Origin of the sequence: Kangiella japonica (genome assembly GCF_039523535.1) — a bacterium.
Classification (GTDB): Bacteria; Pseudomonadota; Gammaproteobacteria; order Enterobacterales; family Kangiellaceae; genus Kangiella; species Kangiella japonica.
In genome coordinates this window covers 1-26449 of record NZ_BAAAFM010000006.1, presented here as the reverse complement: position 1 = coordinate 26449, position 26449 = coordinate 1, and the positions used below count along the sequence as shown (strand labels likewise).

Here is a 26449-nt window from a genome sequence, read left to right as displayed (position 1 = left end):
ACGGCATTACCTACACCGAAGGTGACGGTAACTTGGTCGACAACGGTGACGGCACGTGGACCTTAACCATCCCAGCGGGCAATGAAATCCCGGACGGCACCTATGATGTGGTGGCGACTGTAACGGACGGTACCAACACCGCCTCTGACACAACCACAGACGAGCTGGTGGTTGATACTCAAATCACGCCGCCAACGGTGGACACGCAAGTCACGAACGATGACACGCCAGTGATTACGGGTACGGCTGACAGCGCGGATGATTTAAGCGTGACGGTCAACGGCATTACCTACACCGAAGGCGACGGTAACTTGGTCGACAACGGTGACGGCACGTGGACCTTAACCATCCCGGCGGGTAATGAAATCCCTGACGGCACTTACGATGTGGTAGCGACGGTGACCGACGGTGTTAATACGGCAGATGATGCTACATCAGGTGAGTTAGTCGTTGATACGCAAATTACGGTCCCAACAGTCGATGCTTTAACAACAACTGACGGTACACCAGTCATTACAGGTACAGCCGATAGCTCTGACGATCTGACTGTCACTGTGAACGGTATTACCTACACCGAAGGCGACGGTAACTTGGTTGATAATGGCGATGGCACTTGGACTCTAACGATTCCAGATGTGGATACTTTAACCGAAGGTACTTATGACGTCACAGCGACTGTTAGCGATGATGCAGGCAATACTGCGAACGATGCAACAACTGATGAACTGGTTATTGAATCATCTGAAAAGCCACAATTGCGTCTTGTTAAATCGGTAAGCACGGATCAAGTCCAGCTAGGCGACTTCGTGACATATACCGTAACAGTCGAGAACGTAGGAACAGTGGATGTGACGGATGTTCAAGTTATTGATACTCCGCCATTAGGCTTCAGCTATGTTGATAATAGCGGCAGCATCGATGATAGTAATGCTGGCAATAACCTAATCACACCATACAAACCATTACAGTTTGAGGGTGTAGACGTAGCAGAGGGCGAGACAGCGACAATCAAATACATGATGCGTGTTGGACCTTCGGCAGTAGGTAGCGAGCATATTAACAGCGTCACAGCTTATTACCTTGGCGAGAAGGCGAGTAATACAGCGACCGTGTCTGTTTACATGACTGCTGATCCAGACTTCGAGCAAGCTACGATTCTAGGTAAAGTCTTTAACGACCGCGATGGCGATGGCTGGCAGGATGATGCGACAGCGACGGGTATCAGCGTTAGCGGTGGTATTGATGAAAGCGCTTATGTCGCCAACTCTACCACGGTAGATCGTGGTAACGGACCGCAACCAGAAGCTGATGCGAGTGCGCCAATCAATCACGGTATTGAGTTAGGTTCGCTTCGTGGTAGAAACTCAGTTATGGATTCGCCAGAAAATCATAAAGTTGTGATTTCTCAGTTGATGAAAGAGCCTCGCTTCACGGATAACTTCGAGCTTACTACTGATGAAGGTACTAAGATTATCATGGATGCAGAAGGTAACACTCGTGTTGAGCACGATGGCGAAGTGGCGGATGGCTTATCAGCACAAGACATCCGTATTGAGCGTCATATTTCACGAGTAGGCGACAACTACCGTGTGGATTATGTGGTTACGAACTACGGTATCTACGAGCGCGGAATTCCGGGCGTGCGTATCGCAACGGTTGAAGGTTTAATTACTGAAACTGACGCTTATGGACGATTCCACTTGAACGCGCTTGATGTTGATAACTTCAGCCGCGGTAAGAACTTCATCATGAAAGTGGACCCAGCAACGCTTCCAGCGGGTAGCGAGTTCACTACAGAGAACCCAAGAGTACAGCGCCTAACGCAAGGTATGCCGACGGACTTTGACTTCGGTGTGAAATTGCCTGAACCAAAAGAGCCGCTGTTCGATAAATCGAAATCTCTTGAGATTGAGATGGGCACGGTTCTGTTTGATGATAATAGCGTTGAGATCAAAGAGAAATATCGTCCAGTGATAGAAGACATCGCTACTAAGATCAATCAGTCGAAAGGTGCAACCTTAACCATTAAAGGCTATGGCGGTGGCTTACCAATCGCCTTCGACCGCGCGACAGTCTTGCGTGATGCGCTTGTGACGATGATTGAGCCTGAAGTTAGCAAGCACCTGAAAGTGACGATTAAAGCTGAAGCGGCTGAGTTACAGCCGGGTCGCGATATCATCACTCTAGGCGAGAAAATCCAAATTGGACAGGTACTTTTTGAAACCGATAAACATACAGTGCTAGAGCAACATGAGCCGATTATTGAGTCTGTGGCTAAATACCTTGAGCAAAAAGGTGGCGGCGCTATTTGGGTGTCGGGACATGCCGATATCCGTGGTAGTTCAGACTATAACTATCGCTTAGGCTTAAAACGTGCCGATGCAGTTTTCAATGCACTGAAGAAGTATTTAGGAAAAGAGTTGATTAAAAACGTAAAAATTGAGGTCGAACAAGGACAGCATAAAGCTTCAACAGGAGGTGCGAGCCATGAATAAGCTAACACTTAAAAACATAGCGCATCCGATGTTTAGTTTTGGACTAAGTGCAATCCTATTCAGTGTTGCGCCAGAAGCTTTTAGTGCTGAAAAAGAAAAAGCGAAAGAAGGGTATCAGTGTGATCAGTCTGAATGTACTGCTGATGAAGGGTTAATATTCAGAGTGAAAAGTCAGGGTGAATCGACAGCCACTGCAACGGATCCTTCTGAAATGCAAAAAGATCGTCGCGTAGACGTTGGCTACCGTGGGATCTATACCCAAGATGAAGCAGGTTTCCAGCCTGACATGAAACGTGCTGATGTATCGGGTAATTTGCTGGTGCAATTACCTAACGGTGGCATCATGTGGGCTACCGAAGATCCTGCTTTAACACCGCCATCTTTGGGCATTAATGGAGCTTCTGTAGTAGCTTTTAAAGATGGCAAAGTTGTTGAGCCAGTGAACTTTAGCTACTACTCAAACTACGCTGCTTTTATCGACCGCTTAGAACTCAGTTTTTATGATGCAAACGATACGGATTTAGTAACGCCACTGGCAACACAATCTCTTGAAGTCACCAATAACGGCCGTTATTCATGGGAAGGCGAACTAACCTTAGATCGTCCACTAGTCGAAGGCGACCGACTGATTTACGTACTTCGAGCTTATGACAAAGAAGGGCGCCGTGACGAAACGGTTGCTAAAAGCCTTCTTTTAGTCACTCCTGAAGAAAAAGAAAAGAACATTGCCCAATTCGCTGATTTGGTTCGCCAAGGGCAGTCTGATGAAGAAATTTCCGATCAACAACTAGCCAACGAACTAATAGAAAGCGAAACCTTTGGACAGAACAATCTGCGCCAACAGAACATCCCAATCTATGGTTCGCGTGTGCGTATTTTTGGTCAGGATATTCCAGAAAACCAACCGTTAACCATTAATGGCGATGTTATTCCGGTAGATTTACAGCGCCGCTTTGTTGCTGAGTATTTATTACCAGTAGGCCAGCACAAATTTAATGTCGTGATTGGCAAAGAAGATGAAATCATTGCTAATGAAATGACGGTCGACGTTACCGGTGAGCACATGTTCATGGTGGCGTTAGCGGACTTAACCGCTTCTGAGAATAATGTTTCCGACAGTATTCAAGCGGTTGACCAAGCCGATCAGTTCCAAGACGATTTCTTACTAGAAGGGCGCTTAGCCTTTTACCTAAAAGGCAAAATTAAAGGTAAATACCTTATCACAGCGCAAGCGGATACCCAGGAGCGTGAGCTTGATAAAATGTTCAGTGGCTTCTTAGACAAAGATCCTCAGGATATATTCCGCCGCTTAGATCCGGATCGTTACTACCCAGTTTATGGCGACGACTCGACCACCTATCGCGACGTCGATACGCAAGGTCGATTCTACGTACGCGTCGATTGGGACAAGAGCCAAGCCTTGTGGGGTAACTACAATACCGGCATCACAGGTAACGAATTCGCACAATACTCGCGCTCGCTCTATGGTGCCGCGATTAACTGGCGCTCGATTGAAACGACTGAGCTTGGCGAAGCGAAAACTCAAGTAAAAGCCTTCGCCTCAGAAGCACAAACAGCGCTTGGCCATGTCGAGTTCTTAGGAACGGGCGGTAGTCTGTACTACCTAAAGCATACTGACATCTTGCCAGGCTCCGATAAAATCACCTTAGAAGTTCGTGATAACACTACTGGGCGCGTTGAAACTCGTGTCGATTTAAAACGTGGTGCCGATTATGAAATCGACGAGCTTCAAGGACGTATTATTCTAACCACGCCACTGTCGCAAATTTCGCGTCGTAACCTCGACACTATTATTCGCGATCAGCCACTCGATGGTTTTGATAACGTTTTACTGGTCGATTATGAATACCGTCCATCAGGTTTCGAAGCCGACAACCGCACAGTCGGTGGTCGCGCTAAAGTCTGGCTCGGCGAACACGTCGCCGTTGGCGGTACTTTCGTCGACGAAAACCGCTCCGGTGATGATTATCAGCTCGCTGGCGTGGACGTAACGCTACAAGCGGGTCGTGGTACTTATTTAAAAGTTGAGTCAGCGGACTCGGAAGCGAACCAAGCTGCGACCTTCTTCTCTGACAACGGTGGTTTCACCTTTGACGAAATCGTGCCGGATCCAAATGATGAAGTCACTGGTAAAGAAGGCGGAGCTTATTCGGTAGAAGCGCGAGCCAACTTTAAAGAGCTTGGCTGGAGTGAACACGAGTGGAAAGCAGGCGCTTGGCACCGTGAAACTGATGCAGGCTTCTCGGTAGCGCGACGCACCCTAAACGAAGAAACCACTGAAACTGGTGCAGAAGTTAACGGCTATGTGAATGACGACGTATCGATTACCACTCGTGCCAGTGATTATCAGCGTGGTAACGATAACCGCCTGAAACAAGCACAAGTAGGCGTCAACTATCAGATCACACCAAAGATTGATATTACCGCCGAAGTTCGCCAGCTCGAAGAAACGTTGGCCGGCAACAAAACGTCAGCCACTCTTGGCGCGGTGCAATATAACCATCGCATCGGTGAAACGTGGGATGTCTATGGTGTAGGTCAGTTCACGCTAGAAAATGATGGTGGCGATTACGACAACAACGACCTCGTAACTCTAGGTACCCGCTACCTGTTCGGCAACCGCTCATCAATCGGCGCTGAATACACCAGTGGACACCGTGGCGATGCCGCAAGCCTAACCGCGGACTACCAGATTAATAACGAACACAAAGTCTATGGTCGCTATACTTACTCAACCGATACCACGGACAATGTGTTCGGCAACAGAATCAACGACGGCATCGTGCTTGGTCAAAAGCTTCGCCTATCGAATCAAGTGACGATTTATAACGAAAGCCAACACTTCAAAGCGCCGCAAGAGTCGGGCCTAGTGCATACCTTCGGAATGGACTATTACCCATCGCAAGGCTGGACTATCGGCTTTAACCTACAAGACGGTAACCTCGACGCCATGTCTGGCCCAGTCGATCGCCAGGCTGCGACCGTAAGCGGTAGTTATCGATCTAAAGATGCCGACTGGACGTCGAAAATTGAATATCGTGAAGATAGCGGGGCGGAAGAGCGCGAACAATGGCTTACCACAAACCGTCTAACCTATCGTCTAACAGACGACTGGCGCTTAGCAGCTCGCATCAATTATGCCGATACAGAAGACCTCATCGACCCTGCGCAAAACGCAAAGTTTGTCGAAGGTAACTTAGGTTTCGCATATCGTCCAGTTGATAACAACCGTTGGGCAATGCTCGGTAAATATACTTACCTTTATGATCTAAGAACCTTGTCGCAGATTACGACAGGCGCCGATCAAAAATCGGACATCTACTCGTTCGAAGGAACTTATAACTTCAACCCACGCTGGAAACTCGCCGCCAAAGTCGCGCACCGTCGTGGACAAGTTCGCGAAAACCGAGGCTCAGGCGCATGGTTTAAAAGCACCGCGAACCTATACGCCGCCCAAACTCGCTACCATATAATTAGCGAATGGGACGCCTTGTTAGAGTATCGTTGGTTAGAGCTTAAAGAAAGTGACGACCAGCGCGAAGGTTGGTTAATCGGCGCCGATTACCACATCAGCGATAACTTCAAAATTGGAGCAGGCTATAATTTCACCGAGTTTAGTGACAACCTAGCCAACCTAGACTTCAACTATGAAGGCTGGTTCATCAACTTTGTGGGTAAATATTAAACAAACTGTACAAAAGATAGGTAGATGCCTAAAAAAGTTATACTTTTCTGAAAAAAGGGCTTCCATCTAACCGATTGTTACGGTATTATTTCGCGCAAATCAGGAGAGGTGGCAGAGCGGCTGAATGCACCGGTCTTGAAAACCGGCAAGGGTTTGTAGCCCTTCGTGGGTTCAAATCCCACCCTCTCCGCCATTTTCAATAAAAAAAGACGTCAATCGACGTCTTTTTTTATGCCTGTAATTTGTCAAATAATACCGCCATTACGAACGAAGCGTTTCGGTGACCAGCAGCGAATACCAACCCCACAAGCAGTCATTGCTAAGACCGAAGTGTTTTGGTGACCATCGGGAATGCCCTTGGGCACAATCTCGCTTTTAATCTAAAACAGAGATTACCACGTCGTGCTCCGCACTTCTCGTAATGACGAGCCTATGGTTACTCATAGCGAACGAAGCGTTTCGGTGACCACCAGTGAATACCAACCCCATCTATCGTCTTTGCGAGGGAGCTTGCGACCGTGGCAATCTCGCTCTTTATCGAAATCAACAGAGATTACCGCGTTGTGCTTCGCGCTTATCGTAATTATAGGTCTTTGTCTGGTATTTACGAAACCGTCTAGATAGGAGTACATTGGACAGAAGGTAAAGTCGGTTAATCTTTATAGTGAAGCAGTGGTTTCGATAAGGTTGCACATAATACCCAAAAAGGGTATTGTCGTACCTATATTGGGTATTGTGGTGGTTTATGAGTAAAGAAACTGAAGCCTATAGTATTTCCGATGCTTTGTTTACTAAATCGCAGCAGTGCGTTTTAGGCATTCTTTTTGCGCAGAGCGAGTCTAGTTTTTATCTAAATGAAATCGTGCGTAAGGCGGGGATGGGGACTGGGGCGATCCAGCGAGAGTTGAATAAGTTGGTGTCTAGTGGTTTGGTTGTTATGCAAAAGCAAGGCAATCAAAATTATTATTCGGCCAATCATAAGTCGCCAGTTTATGCTGAGCTACGTTCTATTGCGATGAAGACGTTTGGTTTGGCGAATGTTTTATCCGAGTCTATTGCACCTATCATCGATGAGTTAGAGTTTGCCTTTATTTATGGCTCCGTGGCGAAGGGAAGAGACCATGCCTCGAGCGATGTTGATGTTTTATTGGTTGGTGCGGATTTAGGTTATAGCCAGGTGATGGAGCTATTTATTGACGCTGAGGATCGGCTGGCAAGGACGGTAAACTCTACGATTTTAAGTGTTGAGGAGTTTACTCAGCGTTTAGAGAGTAAACAAAATTTCATTACTAAAGTTATTGAGCAACCTAAAATTTGGCTGATGGGGAAAGAGTCTTTTGAGGCAATTGTTAGTTAAGAGAGTTGCCAATTAAGAGAGCTGTCAGTTTTAGTGGAGAGTTTACCTGCATTAGAGTGCTGAAATAATAAAGTAACAAATAAAAAAGCCCGCTTTAAAGTGCGGGCTTATTTATTTTTCAGTATTGCTCTTATTTTATTCGCTGGACTCTGAAGCGTTTGTTGAGGCCTTCGATTCCGAGAAGATAGCTGTTGAAAATACCTTTCTCAATCGAGATCTTTGGGTTTTCGACTTTGTAATAGGCGCTTCTGTGGTCGGTAATTTCCCAGACTTGGCCGTTTTCGAGTTTTACCTCTAATCCTTTTTCCCACATTTTGAATTTTCCAATGGCGCGAGAGTGAAGCTCGGTGACTTCTTTCTTGCTTGAGGACTTTATTTGCTCCTGACCAAAGCTGTCAGCCGGTTTTGCTTTTGGTGCTTGAGGCTCTGGCTGTGGTTCTTGCGCTTCTACTGGCTTGGTTGGCTTAACAGTGTCTTCAACTGTTAGTTTAGTTGATTCAGTTTGGGTGTTGTTTTTCTTTTGTAGGAAGTTGTCGTAGCACTGAAGTCGCTTTTCGTTGTCGGAGATTGCGGAGCAGTCTTCGATACTTGAGGCTGCGTTTAATCCGAAACTTAAAGTTAAAAGTGCGCCGAGCGCCAAAATACGTTTATTTATCATACTATCTTCTTAAACTTGTTAGGTTCTTGCTTGCTATCTTAACCTAATTTCATAATAATTGAACCGCTAAATTAAAGATCTGTTAGGGGGATTTGTGATAAAAGTTTTGCTAGTTGATGACCATGATTTGGTCCGTACTGGATTAAGTCGGCTTTTGTCAGATGCAGAAGGAATTGAGGTGATCGGCGAGGCAAAGTCTGGTGAAGAGGCTATCGCGCACCAGAAGAAAGAGCAACCTCATGTCGTTCTAATGGATGCTAATATGCCTGGGATCGGCGGTCTAGAAGCGACTCGTAGAATGTTACGTTTTGATCCTGACTTAAAGGTTATTGCGCTAACGGTTCACGGCGACGAGCCTTATCCCACCCAGTTTATAAATGCCGGTGCTATGGGGTATTTAACCAAGGGCACAGATATCGAAGAGATGGTCAAAGCCATTCATTCGGTAAATCGCGGTAAACTATATTTAGCAGCCGACGTGGCTCAGCAGATGGCGATCAGCCAGTTTTCCAAGCACGACGATAATCCTTTTTCTAAGCTTTCTGAGCGCGAGATGCAGATCATGTTGATGATTACTCGTGGTGAGAAAGTGCAAACCATTTCAGATTCACTGCATTTAAGCCCTAAAACGGTCAACAGTTACCGCTATCGTTTGTTCGAGAAACTAGGCGTTGAGAATGATGTAGGGCTTACTCACTTGGCGCTACGTTATAAAGTGATTGAGTCACTCTAGGGCGCGCCGCAGTATTTATGTCTGAGCCAGACGCCGACAACAGCATTAAGCCACATATCAAGAAGATCCTCGCTCATCTCAGCAACAAGCCTGGTGTTTACCAGATGTTGGATAAAGACGGTGAGACGCTGTATGTCGGTAAGGCGAAAAATCTTAATAATCGTGTAAAAAGCTATTTCGTTAAGAAACACCTGTCGCCTAAGACTGAGCTGTTAGTAACCTATATCGAGGATATTCACACCACGGTTACGGACACAGAAACCGAAGCTCTGTTGCTCGAAAACAACCTTATCAAGAAGTATAAACCACGCTTTAACGTGATTTTCCGCGATGATAAATCCTACCCATTTGTGTTTTTGTCGAGTGGGGACTTTCCGCGCTTGGCCTATCATCGTGGCGCGAAGAAGGAGAAGGGCGAGTACTTCGGGCCTTTTCCGAGCACATCGGCGGTGCGCCAAAGCTTGTCATTGATGCAAAAAGTGTTTCAGGTGCGTCAGTGTGAAGATAGCTACTTTGCTAACCGCTCGCGCCCTTGTTTGCAGTATCAGATTAAACGTTGCACAGCGCCTTGCGTGGATTATATTTCGAAAGAAGACTATGCCAAGGATGTGGACAATATTCGCCTGTTTTATCGCGGCAAAAGCGATAAGGTCATAGCGCGGTTACAAAAGAAGATGGATAAGGCGAGCGAAAATCTAGAGTTTGAGTTAGCGGCTCGTTATCGCGATCAGATTAAGCAAATGCGCCATGTCATGCAGCAACAAGTCATTAGTGGTACAGCGTCTGATCTGGACGTAGTCGGCGTGGCTTATGCCTCTGGCACTTGCTGTATTCTGTTGGTGTTTATTCGAAACGGCATGATCGTAGGGAATAAAACGTATTATCCAAAAGTGCCTAAGCACAGTGACTTGGATGAAATTATTAATTCTTTTTTGACGTTTTACTATCTTTCGGGTGCGGAAGTTCCGAAGCAGGTGTTTCTCGAGAAGCTGCCAGAAGATCATAAAACTATTGCCGTAGCGCTTTCGGAGCATAAGCAGTCCAAAGTTAGCCTTAAGGTGGCGAGTAGAGGGCAAACTAAGGAATGGCAAGAATTCGCCAATAAAAACGCCCAGCATTCGCTACGCGCGCGTTTGAACAGTAAATCGAACTTCACCAAGCGTTTGCTAGAATTGCAAAAGTCATTGCAGCTAGAGTCGATGCCGAAACACGTTGAATGCTTTGATATTAGCCATACTCAGGGCAATCAGACGGTTGGTTCTTGCGTAGTGTTCGATGAGAATGGTCCAAAAAAGTCGGATTATCGGATTTTTAATATTTCAGGGATTGAGCCTGGCGACGATTATGCGGCCATGGAGCAGGTTTTGACGAGACGCTATAAACGCCTTAAAGCCGATGAGAAGGCGATGCCCGACCTTGTGATTGTTGATGGTGGCAAAGGCCAGCTAGCCAAGGCTGAAGATGTCTTTAATCAGCTGGATATTACGAATATTCCGCTAATTGGCGTATCTAAGGGCTCAGATCGCAAGGTTGGCATGGAGCAGATTTGGTTTCCCGGCCAGCATCGACCGCTATTGTTGGATGAAGATTCTAAAGCGTTACACTTTATTCAGCATATTCGCGATGAGTCGCATCGTTTTGCAATAACCAAGCATCGTCATCGCCGTACTAAGTCGGGTACTAAGTCTTTGCTTGAAGAGATACCAGGAGTTGGCGCAAAGCGTCGACAGTCGCTTCTGAGGCATTTTGGCGGCTGGCAGGAGATTGAGAAGGCGAGCGCCAAGGATATCGCTAAAGCACCGGGGATTAGTTTATCTCTGGCTCAAAAAATCTACGATTATTTACACAGTTAGCAACATTTTGTGATTTCTTGATGTACAATAAATCACACAAAAAGTGCTACAAGACAACAAATCTGGGAACTGTATGTGGAACATACCCAACATCATTACTTCTTTTAGAATTATATTAATTCCTCTATTCGTCATCTTCTTCTTTATTGATGGCGTTGCCGCGCGATGGATAACGCTCGCCATCTTCTGTACTGCTGCTTGGACAGACTGGCTTGACGGCTTTTTAGCACGCAGAATGAACATCGAATCACCATTCGGGGCATTCCTCGATCCTGTCGCGGATAAGCTCATGGTCGCTATCACCTTGATTTTATTGATAGCGCGCGAAGGTTCGCCTTGGCTCGCTATCCCTGGCATGATTATTATTGGGCGCGAAATTACAGTTTCAGCACTTAGAGAGTGGATGGCGGAGCTGGGTAATCGTGCTGTGGTTGGAGTTTCCAGTATCGGAAAGATCAAAACCATGTGCCAACTATTAGCAATTTTCTTGCTTTTAATTGCATCTCCAGCGATTTTTGGGCTACCAAAGGTGTTCGGTTATGCCTTTATGTGGGTTGCAGCATTACTAACCCTGTGGTCAATGGTGGTTTATCTATTGGCAGCATGGCCATACTTGACAAGTGAGAAGAATGACGCATAATAACCATCTCTTACGGATAGCACCTTGATTTTGTTCGAAAAAACGACACTTTGTTCAAGCCTTAATCAATCGTAAGAAAAGTGCAAAAAAAGTGATTTTTCTTGTTGACACAAATCAAATTCACAGTAAAATGCACGCCATCAAAACGACGCGGGAATAGCTCAGCTGGTAGAGCACAACCTTGCCAAGGTTGGGGTCGCGAGTTCGAATCTCGTTTCCCGCTCCAAATTCTAAAAAACCTCGTGCTAAACAGTCCGAGGTTTTTTTATCAGAGTAGTCGGTTTTGGCTGAGTGGTAGAGTGGCTATACAGCGGATTGCAAATCCGTGGACGTCGGTTCGACTCCGGCCTCAGCCTCCATAATTGGACTCTGATACAAGTCATCTGCCCAGGTGGCGAAATTGGTAGACGCAAGGGACTTAAAATCCCTCGGTGGCGACACCGTGCCGGTTCGATTCCGGCCCTGGGCACCATTCTTTATCTTATAATAGAAAGTCTATAAAGAATCCAAAAGCCTTGCTTCCGCAAGGTTTTTTTGTTTCTGCATTTTTATTTCATTTTATCTGTACACTAAGCAGACTTCCCCCGTTCAATCCTACTTAAATAACTATTAAAAAGTTATTTTTTATTTGTTATCTAGATTGCATCTAAATAAGCTCTGCTATCTTCGGCAGCTACAAAGCGTTACAAAGCAATGCATTGCTGCATTAAATGTAAAATATACTTGGTTGCAATCTGGTTTAATCTCGTATTTATCAAAAAAAGTTGACTTGAAGGCTTCTACGATTAGAATTTAGGCGCGAAAAATAATCGTACAGCAATAATCTAGGAAATAATTAATAACACTGGGAGAAACCAAGTGGGGAACTTGTTTTTATCACTTAAAGTCATTGTGGCTTTTGTTATTTTGTTCGGCTTGTGTACTGAAGCATCATCAGAAATATGTTGGGAGCCCTACAGCGTAGAGGAACCAAGCTCAGGCGATGATGATAAGAATGGAAAGTCTCGCGGTAAAAAAGGAAAGCCTCCTGGTAAAGATAAGAAAGATAGCGGTTTTACTACAAGTTCTGGTCGCTGTGAAAACGATACCCCGACTCCCAAGCCTGGTCCAGCTGGAACTCCAAGTGTATCTGTAGCAAACAGTACTAGTGGGACTTACACTGTTTCATGGTCTGCATCCTCAAGCATGAAAACAAGTGGGCCGGAAGCCTCGGGTTATGAGCTTGCTGAATACAAGAATGGTAGTTATGTTAAAAAATATACTACATCCCCAACCACACGAACATATTCCATATCAAATAATCCTGATGGAAACTATCAATATAAAGTAAGGGGCTGTAACCTCGACTATAAAATGGGTGTCCTTGTTTGTGGTAATTATAGCTCATTGAGTTCAATTGCTTATGTACGACACAAGCCTTCGACTCCCGCGACGCCTACGATTAACGATACCACGGTGACTGGCAGTGTGACGGTTAGCTGGCAGAAGCCAAGCGGTAGTGTCAGTTTTTATCGCATCCAAAAGCGAAAAGGAAATGGTAGCTGGTCATGGGCGGACACGAACCATACCGGTACAAGTTTAACAGTGTCAGGTTTAACCGATGGTAGCTGGGATTTTAGAGTCCAAGCGTGTAATGGTTATACGTGGTCGTGCTCTGGTTTAAGTTCTGACTCTGCGAATACTACAGTTAGAGTTAGACCATCAATCCCCGCGACACCTACAATTAATGACACGACGGTGACCGGCAGTGTGACGGTTAGCTGGACTAAGCCGGGTGGTAGCGTTAGCTTTTATCGCATTCAACAACGCAAAAATAGCGGTAGCTGGACATGGGCTGATTCGAACCATACTAGTACAAGCCTAACGATTTCTGGCTTAACGGACGGTAGTTGGGATTTCCGAGTACAGGCCTGTAATCAATACTCTTGGGCATGCTCAAGCTTTAGCCTCGACTCTACTAATACAACGGTTAGAAACAAGCCTTCAAAGCCCTCCGCTCCAACATTGAGTGATGAGACTGTGAATAACGGCAGCACGACAGTTAGCTGGATCAAGCCAAGCGGAACAGTCACATTTTATCGCTTGGAAAAGCGTGTCAACAGTGGCTCATGGACTACTGCAATATCAAGCACTACTCAAACTAGTTTCACAGAAACCGGTATGAGTGATGGTAGTTGGCAGTATAGAGTACAGGCGTGTAACCAATACACTTGGGCTTGCTCAAGCCTCAGTAACATTTCAAGTACAGCAGTACTGCGCAAGTTACCTTCAACACCTTCTGCTCCATCTGTTACTAGCGCAACGTCTTCAGATGGCTCAATAGCAGTCTCTTGGAGCAAGCCCAGTGGTACTGTCACTAAGTATGATGTCATTGAATATCAATCTGGAGTCAGTGGTTATACTGTAGTCGCTGATAATACTTCCTCACTTTCTTTAAGTTTAACAGGTAGGGGCGATGGCAGTTACACTTATCGTGTGCGTGCATGTAATGAGTTTGACTGGTCATGCACAGCTTACAGTAGTCACAGCACATCAAAAAGCGTACTGCATAAACCCGGTGTGCCAGCTTCGATCAATGGCCCAACAACGATTGACGCTGATGGTAGTTTTAGCATTTCTTGGACAGCAGGTACTGGGCAAGTTGAGCGTTATGAGACTGCTCATCGTCATAAGCCTATCGGCGGTATTTTCGGTGGCTGGGTATATAAGAACAGAGGCGATGTTTTCAACTACAGTTACTCATCTTTAAGTGATGGAGAATGGGATTTTGCCGTAAAGGCCTGTAACTCCAGTGGCTGTAGTGGTTGGCGCTATATCTCTCCGCATGTTCAGGTTATTCATAAGCCTGGCGTTCCTGTGAGTATTTCAGGGCCAACCTTAACGGACGTCGATGGTTCTCACACGATCACATGGGGTGTGGCAAGTGGGCAAGTTGATTCTTATGAACTGCGCCAGCGTTTAAAGCCAAGAGGGGGAGCTTCTTTCGGTAGTTGGACTACGGTATACAATAGTACTGGCCGTACGAAAAGTTTCACATTACTAGACGATGGGGAGTATGACTACGCGGTCAGAGCGTGTAACGTTTCAGGCTGTAGTGGCTTTAAGTATATCTCACCTCATGTCACTGTGTTGAAGCCACCTTATAGCCCGAGTGTAAGTGTTAACTCGAGTAGTGATACTGGTAGTTACACAGTAACCTGGCAAAATGGCGGCGGTGTGGTTGATGAATACCATATTTCGGAAAGCCCTAACTATGATGATTGGACTTTAATGGGGACAAGCACCAGTCGTTTAATTTCTGGCAAAGGCGATGGTAGCTGGACGTATAAAGTTAAAGCATGTAATACCTCCGGATGTAGCCTTCATGGTACGAGTAATACTGTTACAGTAGAGCACCCCACACCAGATACACCTCCTAGTATTTCGGTACCATCTTTAGTCACTAAAGATAATTATAGTATCAGCTGGGGGGCTAGTTCTTCCAGTTATGTCGATGATTATCAAGTGTCACAAAAGCATCAATCTGGCAGCTGGTCTGGTTGGACGACGGTTTCAGGTACTAGTACGTTAGTGACTGTTAATGAGGGTGGTTTGTGGACGCATAAAGTCCGTGCGTGTAATAAGCTTCCTGATAATAGTCACAAGTGTAGTTCAGCTAAAGTCTCTAGTGAAGTTGACGTGAAATTACCACCTGAGTGGGGAAGAATTGGGGGTTCTGTACCTGATGCTCCATACTCTCCTAATTCTAACTTAACTACTGATCAAACCGTTGGAGCTGTCGAAGGAAGTGGAGGCGTTTCTGGCGGTGCTGCAAACTATCAGATACCAATTGTAATTCCTCCTGGTCGTAAGGGGATGCAACCTAATGTTAGCTTGGCTTACTCTTCTCGTTCAGGAAATGGAGTAGCAGGTGTCGGTTGGTCGTTATCGGCAGGAAGTGCTATTAGTCGTTGTGCTGCAACTCCAGCTCAAGACGTAACAGGAAGTGGCTTAACCTATGGCTCAAAGGATAAACTATGCTTAGATGGGCAAAGATTAATTGTTGTTAGTGGTCAATATGGCGCCTCTGGCTCAGAGTACCGAACCGAATTAGATACATTCGCCAAGATCGTTCAAAGCGAGTCAATGAACTCGTTAAGTTCATGGTTTACGGTTTATCATAAAAACAATACCAAGTCAGTTTATGGATCAACCTCTGGTTCAAAGCACATTGCTTCAGGGCGCAATGAAATATTAAGCTGGGCTATTGCTAATACTCAAGATCCTTCAGGCAATACGATTACTTACGATTATTATAATTACAGTAATGGTGAAAACTTACTAAAGGCCATCTATTACACTGGTAAAAATGGCTCTAATGGAGATCGTGAAGTACGATTAAACTATGAGTCGAGACCTGATGTTAGTCGTAGTTATTTGGCGGGGGGCTTAACAACAAATAGTAAGCGGCTAAAGAGTATACAAACGCTATATCAAGCAGCCGTTATTCGAGAATATAAGCTAACTTATGAGCTAAGTCCTTTCTCTGAACGATCGTTAATTAAAGAAATAACAGAATGTGCTGATAATGTGTGCTTGAAGCCAACGAAGGTAAGTAGTTACAAACCTAGTTATGGTTGGGAAAACACTGGCTCTAACAGCTCCGCAAATCGCGAGTTAGAAGAAATAGGAAGGATGGTCGAGCCTGGGGACAAGATATTCCACATTGATCTCAATGGAGACGGTGTCCTTGAAGTAATATATGTGCGTTTGGGTTTGATGCAAAATGATGATGAGCCTGTAAGGACAATAATCTTTGCAAGAAATGAATATGGTGATTACCAAGAGGTTGCTAACAATACTTTCGTGCCCCTTACGACTGGAGATATGAACTTAGATGGTATAATAGACCTCCTTTATGTGGATCAAGCAACTAATAAAATAGGTTATAAGCAGTATAACAATAACTTCCAAGTAGAGAGTTTCCTGACGGATATACCCGCTCCCAGCAACCTTTTTTATGCAAATGCTAAGCAATTGGATGTTAATAATGATGGTTACCCTGACCTGATCTATAGGGATTATACAAACAATGAAGTTAAATATTTTCTAAGAGCGCCCGACGGTAGTGTTAATTTTACTGGGCCTTTTATATTTACAACTATGCGTACGAGAAAACCTGTAGCACAGGCGCATATCAGAGAAGAAGCATCTTATATGGATGTTGATGGGGATGGCTATCTAGATGTGCTTAAAACCTACTTAAGTGATGATGCAGTTTTAGAAGTCAGCGTTTCATTTGGTAGCGTATCAAATAACCGTTGGGTTCCAACTAATAAGACTGCATCTCAGTTAGGTTTGCCCATAAATAACTTTACTAACCAATATTTCTTTGCTGATTTAAACGGTGACGGATTGCAAGATTTCGTCCGTCCGGTAAAAGTATCTACCAATAACTTTGATTGGAGAGTCCGTCTCAATAAAGGAGATAGAGCTTTTGATACGGAAAAATCTTTAGGTACTGGTCTTGGAATTCATGAGCATAAAACTAGATTTAAAGACAATGGGTTTGTAAACAAGATTCAATCTAAGTGGGGTGGAGCAACTTTTGCTGATTTTGATAATGATGGAAAGGATGAATTATTCACGCCAACATACTCTAGAGATAATTTATGTACAACTTTTACTGGTGTGCCGCCTAACCAGGCTAGCTGGGAACCATACAGCGTAGAGGTTTGTAATGATGATATGCATATTGAGGAGAAAATAACTTTAGATAGTCATTCGAATATAGATATATATATCGATTTCGGTCAATATGATATTAGACGCTTTAAATGGTCAATAGTTGACTTTAAAGATACTACTTCTGGATTAAAATACTCAAAAACTATACCTGATGTGGTTGAAGCTCCTATTACTGGCTTTAACTCGTTAGACAATAAGAAAAGTTGGAGCCCAATAGAATTAAAAGATTTAGATAACGATGGCTTTATAGATTTTAGTTATAGAACTGTTGAAAACTATTCTTATTCTCACTGTAATCCACCACCACAAGGAATAGCTAAACAGAACTGCTATCTTTACGTTGCTGGTCAGCCGTATCATCATGCGATCCTAGGAGTCGCTTTTAGAGAAGGAACTCCACCAATCAGTGGCGGCTATTTTGAACAGAAAAACCTTATCGTTAAAAACTCTAATGACGGGAAGCTTGCCGACACAGCTTATGAGATAGAAAACGGGTTAGGGGTTAAAGTCGGCTGGAGCTATGCTCACTTGTCAAAGCACTTATCAAGACCTAGCGACGCTAATCCTCTGTACTATGTTCCTGAGCCTGAAGTGCGTTATACAGCAGGCGATCCTATGCACTTTATGTTTACGTCCAGTATGTATGTAGTTTCAGACAGCTATCACTCTAATGGTGTTGGAAGTGAAAACCAAAGACGATATAGCTACCGTGAAGCAGTCTATAATCGTATGGGACGAGGCTTCCAAGGGTTTAGACAGATATCAGTTGATGAATTAAGCTCTGACTCTCGCTCAGTCTCAAATTTTCACCAGAAATTCCCGAAAGCGGGCAAATTAGAGTCTGCTCGAACTTGTTTAATTAGCGATGGGGACAGCGATTGCTCTTTGAGCCCTATTAGCCGTACTACTGTGGCCAACTACCATGTTAAAAACACGGCTAACTCAAGGGTTAAGTGGGTATTCCCTACCAGCTCGACTAAAGAGACTTTTAAGCTGAGCAACCGCTCTATCCGGTTAAGCAAAGAAGTGAAGACAATTGGAGCTTCGGATGTGGACAGTTTTGGTAACGTGTTAAAGTCAACTAAAACTCTCGATAATGGGTTTGATGAGATAAAAACGGTAGCCACAAAAGTTTATAGCGTTGATCAGCAAAACTGGTGGCTCAACAAAGTTACACAAAGTAGGACAGATGTGTCTAAGCTACGAGCTTCAGCAATAACGGGCTCTGCTGCTGGTAGTGATAACTCAAAGTGGACTAATACCACTTATAGTTATAATGCTCAGGGTGAGTTACACCGTATTCCGACAGGCACTGTGACCACAGCGAGCAGCAGCTCGCAAAACCATACGACCAGTATTGTACTGAATACTGACGGCTTACCGACGTCTGTGACCACTTCTGGATCACCGGGAGCATCGACTGGCACAGATTTAAATCGTACAGTTTCAACCGTTTATTCGGTGGATGGCTACTTCCCTAAAACTGTAACAAATCCCAAAGGCCATAAAGCGACAACTATTGTATCGCCAAAGCATGGTCAACCGACGTCTGTGACCGATGTTGATAACTCTATTACTGTATCTCATACCTATGACGTTTTTGGTCGACTCAAGTCGAGTTCAGTCCCAGGTGGTAAACTCATTGAGAAGGGATATCAGTGGTGCTTTAGTAGCTGCCCCTACGAAGCATCTAACGCCGAGTACTATGAGTTTACTCAGCAGGAAGGAAGTCCGACGGTAAAGGTTTACAAGGATAAATTTAACCGTACCCTCATGACGGAAACGCAAGGTTTTGGCGGCGACCCGATTTATACCCGTGTGAAGTACGATAACCTTGGTCGTAAAACGTTAGAAACTAAACCATCCTTCTATTCGTCAAGTGATATTGGTATTCGATACACTGCTTATGATGCTTTGGGACGTTTGACAAGCAAGGAAACGGATCAAGCTGATGGCAATATTATGTATACCACTTATCAGCATGATGGACACCGAACCGATATTGATGTCATAGATCGAGGAGTCTCTCTCTCCATGAGTCGGACTTACTCAACTGACGGTAAGTTAATGAAAACGACCGATGCTCTAGGAGGAGTTACTCGCTATGCTTATGACAGTATGGGGAACCCTATCACTCTAACGGATGCTAAAGGCAACTCGATTAATGCTTGGCATAATGGCTTTGGTCATAAATGGAAAGTTGACGATCCGAACATGGGTGTAAAAACTTTTGCCTATAATACTTATGGTGAAGTTGAATCTGAAACGGATGCCAATGACGATAAACTAACCATGCGCTATGATGAGCTCGGACGATTAGAGTATCGTTGGGTGAATGGCACAGAGCATGCGCACTATGTGTATGACAACCGAGTAAACGGTATCGGCATGCTTGGCACCGAAACTGGGCCAGGTATCGAAAAAGTATATAGTTATGACGATTTATCTCGTCCGAGTTCAGTAACTACAACTATTGGTGATAAGTCTTATACCTCGAGTACAAGTTACGATGGAAACTATGGACGCGTTAAAGCCTATACCTACGCTAGTGGCATAACCGTCGGTTATGACTATGATGACTATGGTTACCAAACAAAAGTTTATAACGCCAAGTCAGGTTATGAGTACCAGAAAGTTGAACAGCGGGATGCTCTGCTGAATATTACTGAGGCTTATAAAAACGCCAATAGCTTACGTGAAACACGAGTCTATTCTGAAGCCACAGGTCAACTGAGGAATATTTATACCCACACCAGCTCTGGTGAGCACTTAAAGCATAATTTGGGGTATGTCTACGGTAGCTTTGGTAATTTAAGCATACAAGAACAATGGAGCCCTAGCGGTGTTAGTACCGAGTCGTATGGTTATGACAAGTTACAACGCTTGATCAATAGTTCACGAAGTGGCTTTGCTTCTGATCAAGCTTCGATGACCTACGAATATGATGCTGTCGGTAATATTACTCATAAAAGTGATTATGCGACCACGTTGGATTATACCGGTAGTGGCGGACCAAACGCAGTATCTAGTATCACGAAGCTTGACGGCAGTGTTGTTAACTTCACTTACGATGCTAACGGCAATATGCGCATTGGTGATGGCAAGACGATAACTTACAATGCTTTTAATAAGCCTGTAACCATCAATGCGGGAGGCGTAACCAGCACCTTTAATTATGGCGCTGACCTAGCTCGATACAAGCAAGTCAAAGGTACTGAAACAACTATCTATATAGGCAAAGAAGTTGATATCACCCTAAAAGGTAATACCACCACGACTAAAACCTATATTGACGATATCGCTATTGTCAGTAAAAAAGAAACAGTTGGTAAGGTTGTTCCTGATCATGAAATTCGCTTCGTCCATCGAGATCGTCTCGGATCGGTCGTTACTTTGACAGACCATAATAATAATATTATGGAGCAAAGAAGCTATGACGCTTTTGGTAAACCACGTACTGGTGAAATGAAGGACCCATTAATTCCAACGCTACAAGGTGCCTTATCAGATACGCCTTATGCAATGGATGTGCTGACGGATATAGACCGCGGTTTTACCGACCACGAGCACCTTGATGATGCCCAGCTCATTCATATGAATGGACGCGCGTATGACTACAATCTTGGACGATTCCTCAGTGTAGACCCGTTTGTTCAAGCGCCTGGTAACAGCCAGTCGATGAATCCGTATTCCTACATAATGAATAATCCACTCGCGGGAACCGACCCGAGTGGGTATATCGCCAGTGCTTTAGGATCATTAAGTGTGCTTGGCCCTGCAAGCGAGGATCACTGTGCTTATAGGTGTGTTGCAAACCAAGTGTTAGCTGGCTTTACTATGGGAGGGGATAATGGAGGTAGGAGAGGTCAATCCAAAAAAGTGCTAGAGCGTGAAATTGCCACACTAGGTGGGCAGGAGCAGTTAGCTGTATATGATGATCTCCAAGCTCTTGACCGAAAACTTACTAATGTCGCAAATGCTCGAGTTAAACGTGCTGTCAGCGGGTATACAGAATATGATGGGGAAGCATCTAACGCAGAGATAAAAATTTATGAACTCGCTGGCAATGAGAGAGAGATTGTCAGCAATGATATTGATAGAGCTTTAAGCATGGTCAATGAAACAATAGAAAGTATGGATTCTGGTAACGAATACACTGCATTTCTTTTTGAACAGTGGACAGGACAGCCTATGTCACCAGAGGCAGATGCTTACAAGTCATGGAGGGGAAAGTTGGGCTTAATTAAGTTAAGGCTTGAGCAAATTCAGGATACCCCTGAAGAGTTTATAAGGATATATACAGGTGGTAAAGCGAGAGCATATGTAGATAAAAACTCATTCCCAGTGCATTTAAATAGGGACGTTTACTTTAACGGTACTGATCGTAATCGTTCACTTGTTATTTTTCATGAACTAGGTCATATCGAAAGAATGAGGCATAAGTTTTCTGGGTTTTCAAATGCGTCTAATTTGGCATATGATGCAAACTATACTCCTTCTCTGAATAACTTAAAATTGGCCAAGGAGAACTTGTATGGCTTACAGTTCTTTGTGGGTGGGGTTAACCCTGAAGATAGGTCATATGAATATTATGGAAACAACGGGTTTTAACGTAATGAAAATGCTTAGTATTTTGTTTATTAGTCTTTTATGTTCAAAATTTTGCTATGGTAGCGAGGAGATCGGGTACTATAAACAAAGAAAGTCTAAACTTATAGAGCTTAAAGCAAACTTAGCTCTTGAGTGTCGAAATTCAAATTACATAGCAGAGGTCAGTATATCAAACGTGTTGAAATATGATATTTTGATTAATGTTTATGAAGTTGGTTTAGTAACTCCTAGCCATGGCAGTGCATTTGAAGTCTCTAACGCTGAAGAGTCCAGCAAGGTTGTGCCGTATAAAGGTAAGTGGATTAATAAGGATGGAGTAGACATATCAGATGAATTAGTAACTATTAAAAGCGGTCATCGATTGAGTTTTAATTACAACTTATCAAGCGACTTTGAAATATCTCCTTTAGATAATTCGTCATATATTGTTCAGTACTCCGTTGGAGCGGAAAGCAAAGACAGCGATTATTTATTTTATATTTACTCAGATGAACTAACGGTTAATAGCGCTGTTTGCAGAAATATTAGTGTTGCGAAATAAAGTTCAAGCGTAGCCTCGACGAGCGTTAGCGACTCGAGGTTTCTTCTTGTTAGTTTTGGTTTCAATTTAAAAGGGACAGCCTCACGACTGATATGTTGTGAGGCTTCATACAACGTTAGTCCTCATTCTCGCTTTCCAGCTCTACTTTTGTCTCAAGAGCAATGGCCCACATTGCTTGAATAAAGTCTAACCCACTACAAAGGTGGGTATGCACTATCAAGTTGTCAGTTTCGTGGAATTCTCCATTGCCCATCAACTTATAAACCGTGTTTTTGGTTTGGACGATGTTTTGCTCCATATCCGTATAAATGATCGGGGTACTGCAGACCCAGAAACCCGGTTCGAAGGGCCTATTATAGTCTTCAACGATGATTCCTCTGACGACTTTGTATAAGACTTCTTCGCTGTTAAAAGTTACCAGCTCCCAATCTTTAATCACACAATCAACTTTACTCATAGCCAACCTCGTTTAATGTTATGTGCCGCTTATCCAGACTCAAAGCGTAGCAACAATTGTCGTTGGCTGTTTCTGTAAGAACGGCGGCTAAAGCGTAATTTCGGTGGTTAGAGAATATTGGAATCGGTGGCGAAGGCTAATTATTTTGCAAGCTAAAAGGCGTAATGCCATACAAATGTAGGGACTAATGAAACTAGCCAGCTGTATTAAAAAGATTTCGCACGACAATCTAATTAGCTCTAGCTGCTAAATTACCGTTTTTATCTGATTTTTTATTAATTTCTAGACTTTAGTGAAGGGCGTCACATTATCAGCAATTAATATCGAGTTCGGACTTAAAGGGGAAGCGACTTGGTGATTGTTCGCTTTGGTTGTTTTTATTTAACTTGGTAATAGTAATTGATAGCCTTGCCACTTAAGAAAAAACTAAAGAAATACAAATAAAATCAATCGACTTTGCTTTGCAATCACAGCTCTCTTAATCGTTACTATAATAGACATATAGCAGGATCACTTTTTAATTTAGTTGATTATTAATTTGAACTAAAAAATTATAAAAAGGTTTTGGCTAAAGCGTAATAATTCTGCTCAAATTTTTAGGTCGGCGCTGACTTTACTTCAATCAGTAAAAGGGGTAAGCATAAAGTCTTATACTTTTTTTGGAGTACGAAAAAATGGAGACTTAAATCAGAAAAAACCTCAACACATGTCGCATTGAGGTTTCTTAGTGTTAATAGGTTTGGCAGCCTACGTTTCTGAGTATCCTCCTTGCATTCTCAATTGTCAAGCGATTGCTTCGCCTGAATGGATAACTATTGCTAAAATATATAGGAGGCTGCTATGGCCCTTTCACCAGATGAAATACGTTCGTTGTTACGATACATTGCTAACACGAACTATTCGAATAATAAAATTGGCAAACTTTGCGGGTGCAGCAAAGATACAGTCAGTAAATACCGTCGAATTACTGCAGAGTTCAGCTTAAGCCTACCAGAAATCATCAATCAAACTGATGATAATCTTTTGAATTATTTTCAACACTCACGTTCACAAGAGCTGTCTAAACGACGACCCAACATAGACAAAATACTTAAGGAACTGCAGCGGAAAGGAATGACTCGAAAACTTCTTTACTTGGAGTATGTTGAAGAGGAACCCGTAACTTCCCTTTCCTATGCACAGTTTTGCAACTTAATTAGGGAAGCCGAGAGTAAGCTCAGTCCTGCCATGAGGCTAAAGCACTTTGCGGGCGAGGTTGTTCAGGTTGACTACTCGGGTAAAAAGGCTACTTATATTGATATTACAAAAGGTGAGGTTAGAAAGGCTGAAGTATTCGTAGGAATTATGGCTTGTTCTCAATACGTTTTCGCCTGTGCCACAAATACTCAAAATCTCTCTGATTGGATTCAAGCTCATAAAAAAATGTACGAGTTCTTCGGCGGAGTTGCAGCGGTGGAAGTTGTGGACAATCTGAAATCAGCTATTACTAAACCAGGGAAAAATTTTGTGGCGAACAAATCATTCGAGGAGTTCGCTAACCACTATAACTTTTCCATTGCTCCTGCTCGAATTTACAGGCCAAAGGATAAAGCACTGGTAGAAAGGAACGTTCGTCTAATTCAAGAAAGAATCTTGATGGCTTTGCGGCACAAGACCTTTTATTCTTTAGCTGAATTAAACGAAGCTATTCTAAAGCGATTAAAAGACATAAACGAGGCGACTTTCAAAAACTTCGATGCCTCTCGTAAGGAGTGGTTTGAACAATTCGATAAGCCGTTACTAAAATCATTACCAACTCATGAGTTTGAGTTCGGTGAATGGCTAGGCCCCCGAAAAGTCCCCCGCGACTACCATCTACTCGTTTATAAACATGCTTATTCTTTGCCGTGTTCTTTTATCGGAGAAAAGGTCACCACTAAAGTCACACCAAATCAGGTACTTTTCTTTAGCAAAAATAAGCAGATTGCTGTTCATAAGAGGAGCAGCAATGAGGGTGGCTTTACGACAGATATCAATCACATGCCATCAAATCACAGAGCATATGCCCAGCAATCAAAAGCTGATTTCATCGAGTGGGCCAAGCAGTATGGGATTTCCTGTATGCAATTAGTCGAAGAGCAATTCTCAACCCTAGAGGACTACTCCATTATCGCTAGGCAAAAGTGTAATCGCCTAAAATCGTTATCTAAGGACTTCCCGAAGGTAGAGTTTGTTAAAGCTTGTGATTATGCGGTTAAAGTGCACCTGATGACACCAACAAATCTTCAAAACATTCTCACACTCAAGCGTTATAACATGGAATATTCACCTCCAATGGACGTTCAATTTGAGCTTCCATTGCACGATACGCGAGGGGGAGATTATTATCAGCAAGGAGGTCAACAATGAGTTTCCAGCAGAATATTGAGCAGCTAAAGGAGCTGAGGTTGTCCGCCTTCTCTGAGCGCTATGACCATGACCAGGGAATCCCCGATAATCAGGCCTTAGGGTTCGATGAGCGTTTAAATTCTTATCTGGACGCTCAACTACATCATAACAGGCAGATGCGGTTTGAAAGATTGATGAGGCAATCAAAAATTAAGTACAAATCTGCTTGCAGGGAGCATGTAAAGTATACCTCTGCCCGTAACTTAGACAAGTCTACTTTTGACCCTTTATTCTTATGTGAATGGATTAAAAGAAGCCAAAACATAATTGTGTGCGGCCTAACTGGCACTGGGAAAACATATCTAGCCTGTGCTTTGGGCGTTGAAGCCATTCGACGCGATAATAAGGTGTTATTTATTAGATATCCTCTGTTAGTAGAAGAGATGGCTATGGCGCGAGCTGAAGGTACGATTGCTAAGTATCGAACCAAACTTTCAAAGTTTAAGGTGCTAGTGATTGACGATTGGGGTATCTCTCCTATTGAACCACTCGTGAGGCAGGACTTGCTTGAAATTATTGAAGCTGTGACCAATAACGGCTCTCTTATTATTACAAGCCAGCTTCCTATTTCGAGTTGGCACGATTCAATTGGTGAGAGCACTATTGCCGATGCCATTCTTGACCGCATTGTTCATCGCTCGCATAAGTTTGAGCTGGAAGGTGAATCAATGCGTAAACAAGGACAGGAGAATAAGCTATGAATACACACTTTAACGAACACTCAGTATCGCTACCAATACATCAGGTGATAAATGATATTGTTGAAGTCACTCCGTCCGAACATAATTAATGGGGTCAGAGTACATTTTTTAACCTTAATCCATAGCGCACAACAATGATGGTTAAGTTCTGATACCCTTTAAAAACGTTGGCTATATAATACAGCTAAACCCATAACCAAGATTATTCTTATGGCAAGGAAGCCACGATTAGATTTATCAGGATGTACCCAGCACATCATTCAGCGAGGCAATAACCGGCAGGTGTGTTTCGTTTCGGAAGAAGACTTTTCACTTTACGCTCATTATTTATACAAAGCATCAAAGAAGTTTGGTGTGGATATTCATGCTTGGGTTTTCATGACGAATCATGTTCACTTGCTAGTCACTCCTAAGGTGGCTGGTGCAGTATCAACAATGATGCAATCGGTAGGGCGTCGCTACGTGAGATACTTCAATCATACCTATCAACGAACAGGAACTTTATGGGAGGGGCGTTTTAAGTCCTGCTTGGTTGACTCAGAA

General features: G+C 43.7%; 13 protein-coding genes and 4 tRNA genes. 15 read left to right on the top strand and 2 right to left on the bottom strand.

Annotated features, from left to right (window positions below; all coding sequences use genetic code 11):
* The 4 genes from ABD128_RS09165 to ABD128_RS09150 form a co-directional block, all read left to right on the top strand.
* On the top strand, positions 1-2495 hold a 2495-nt coding region (locus ABD128_RS09165; protein ID WP_343989455.1), incomplete at its 5' end, for an Ig-like domain-containing protein.
* The gene (locus ABD128_RS09160; RefSeq protein ID WP_343989453.1) at positions 2488-6201 is read left to right on the top strand and encodes a TonB-dependent receptor; all 3714 of its coding nucleotides are present in this window, start codon (positions 2488-2490) and stop codon (positions 6199-6201) included. The genes ABD128_RS09165 and ABD128_RS09160, both read left to right, overlap by 8 nt.
* A 102-nt stretch (positions 6202-6303) precedes the next feature.
* A tRNA-Ser gene (locus ABD128_RS09155) sits at positions 6304-6394 on the top strand.
* 552 nt (positions 6395-6946) lie between these two features.
* The gene (locus tag ABD128_RS09150) at positions 6947-7558 is read left to right on the top strand and encodes a transcriptional regulator (protein ID WP_343989451.1); all 612 of its coding nucleotides are present in this window, start codon (positions 6947-6949) and stop codon (positions 7556-7558) included.
* 130 nt (positions 7559-7688) lie between these two features.
* On the opposite strand, the gene ABD128_RS09145 is transcribed toward ABD128_RS09150, so the two are convergent.
* The gene (locus ABD128_RS09145; protein WP_343989449.1) at positions 7689-8216 is read right to left on the bottom strand and encodes a hypothetical protein; all 528 of its coding nucleotides are present in this window, start codon (positions 8214-8216) and stop codon (positions 7689-7691) included.
* Positions 8217-8310: 94 nt separating this feature from the next.
* Between ABD128_RS09145 and uvrY the strand changes: the two genes are divergently transcribed.
* The 8 genes from uvrY (at position 8311) to ABD128_RS09105 (ending at position 22321) form a co-directional block, all read left to right on the top strand.
* Complete coding sequence (gene uvrY / locus ABD128_RS09140; RefSeq protein WP_343989447.1) at positions 8311-8949, top strand: UvrY/SirA/GacA family response regulator transcription factor; 639 nt, start codon at positions 8311-8313, stop codon at positions 8947-8949.
* Between the two features lie 17 nt (positions 8950-8966).
* A complete protein-coding gene (gene uvrC, locus ABD128_RS09135) occupies positions 8967-10802 on the top strand; it encodes an excinuclease ABC subunit UvrC (protein ID WP_343989445.1) in 1836 nt (611 codons plus the stop codon).
* A gap of 73 nt (positions 10803-10875) precedes the next feature.
* Entirely contained in the window at positions 10876-11442 is a 567-nt protein-coding gene (pgsA, locus tag ABD128_RS09130) for a CDP-diacylglycerol--glycerol-3-phosphate 3-phosphatidyltransferase (RefSeq protein WP_343989443.1), read from the top strand.
* A gap of 150 nt (positions 11443-11592) precedes the next feature.
* A tRNA-Gly gene (locus ABD128_RS09125) sits at positions 11593-11668 on the top strand.
* Positions 11669-11727: 59 nt separating this feature from the next.
* Positions 11728-11801: transfer RNA gene (locus ABD128_RS09120), tRNA-Cys, on the top strand.
* 26 nt (positions 11802-11827) lie between these two features.
* Positions 11828-11914: transfer RNA gene (locus tag ABD128_RS09115), tRNA-Leu, on the top strand.
* Positions 11915-12300: 386 nt separating this feature from the next.
* Positions 12301-21780, top strand: coding sequence for a SpvB/TcaC N-terminal domain-containing protein (locus tag ABD128_RS09110; RefSeq protein ID WP_343989441.1), 9480 nt, complete (start codon positions 12301-12303; stop codon positions 21778-21780).
* Positions 21752-22321, top strand: coding sequence for a hypothetical protein (locus ABD128_RS09105; protein WP_343989439.1), 570 nt, complete (start codon positions 21752-21754; stop codon positions 22319-22321). The genes ABD128_RS09110 and ABD128_RS09105 overlap by 29 nt, the downstream gene beginning before the upstream one ends.
* 115 nt (positions 22322-22436) lie before the next feature.
* Here the strand turns inward: ABD128_RS09105 and ABD128_RS09100 are convergent, their stop codons facing one another.
* On the bottom strand, positions 22437-22778 hold the full coding sequence (locus tag ABD128_RS09100) for a DUF6957 family protein (RefSeq protein ID WP_343989437.1): 342 nt from the start codon (positions 22776-22778) through the stop codon (positions 22437-22439).
* Between the two features lie 840 nt (positions 22779-23618).
* On the opposite strand from ABD128_RS09100, the gene istA reads away from it, so the two are divergent.
* From istA to ABD128_RS09085, 3 genes are all read left to right on the top strand, one after another.
* Positions 23619-25166 carry an IS21 family transposase gene (gene istA / locus ABD128_RS09095; protein WP_343989435.1) on the top strand — a complete coding sequence of 516 codons (1548 nt, stop codon included), beginning with the start codon at positions 23619-23621 and terminating at the stop codon, positions 25164-25166.
* Positions 25163-25906: an IS21-like element helper ATPase IstB gene (gene istB, locus ABD128_RS09090; RefSeq protein WP_343989433.1), complete on the top strand. Its 744-nt coding sequence runs from the start codon at positions 25163-25165 to the stop codon at positions 25904-25906. The genes istA and istB overlap by 4 nt, the downstream gene beginning before the upstream one ends.
* A 210-nt stretch (positions 25907-26116) precedes the next feature.
* A partial coding sequence (locus ABD128_RS09085) for a transposase (RefSeq protein ID WP_343989431.1) occupies positions 26117-26449 on the top strand: 333 nt, incomplete at its 3' end.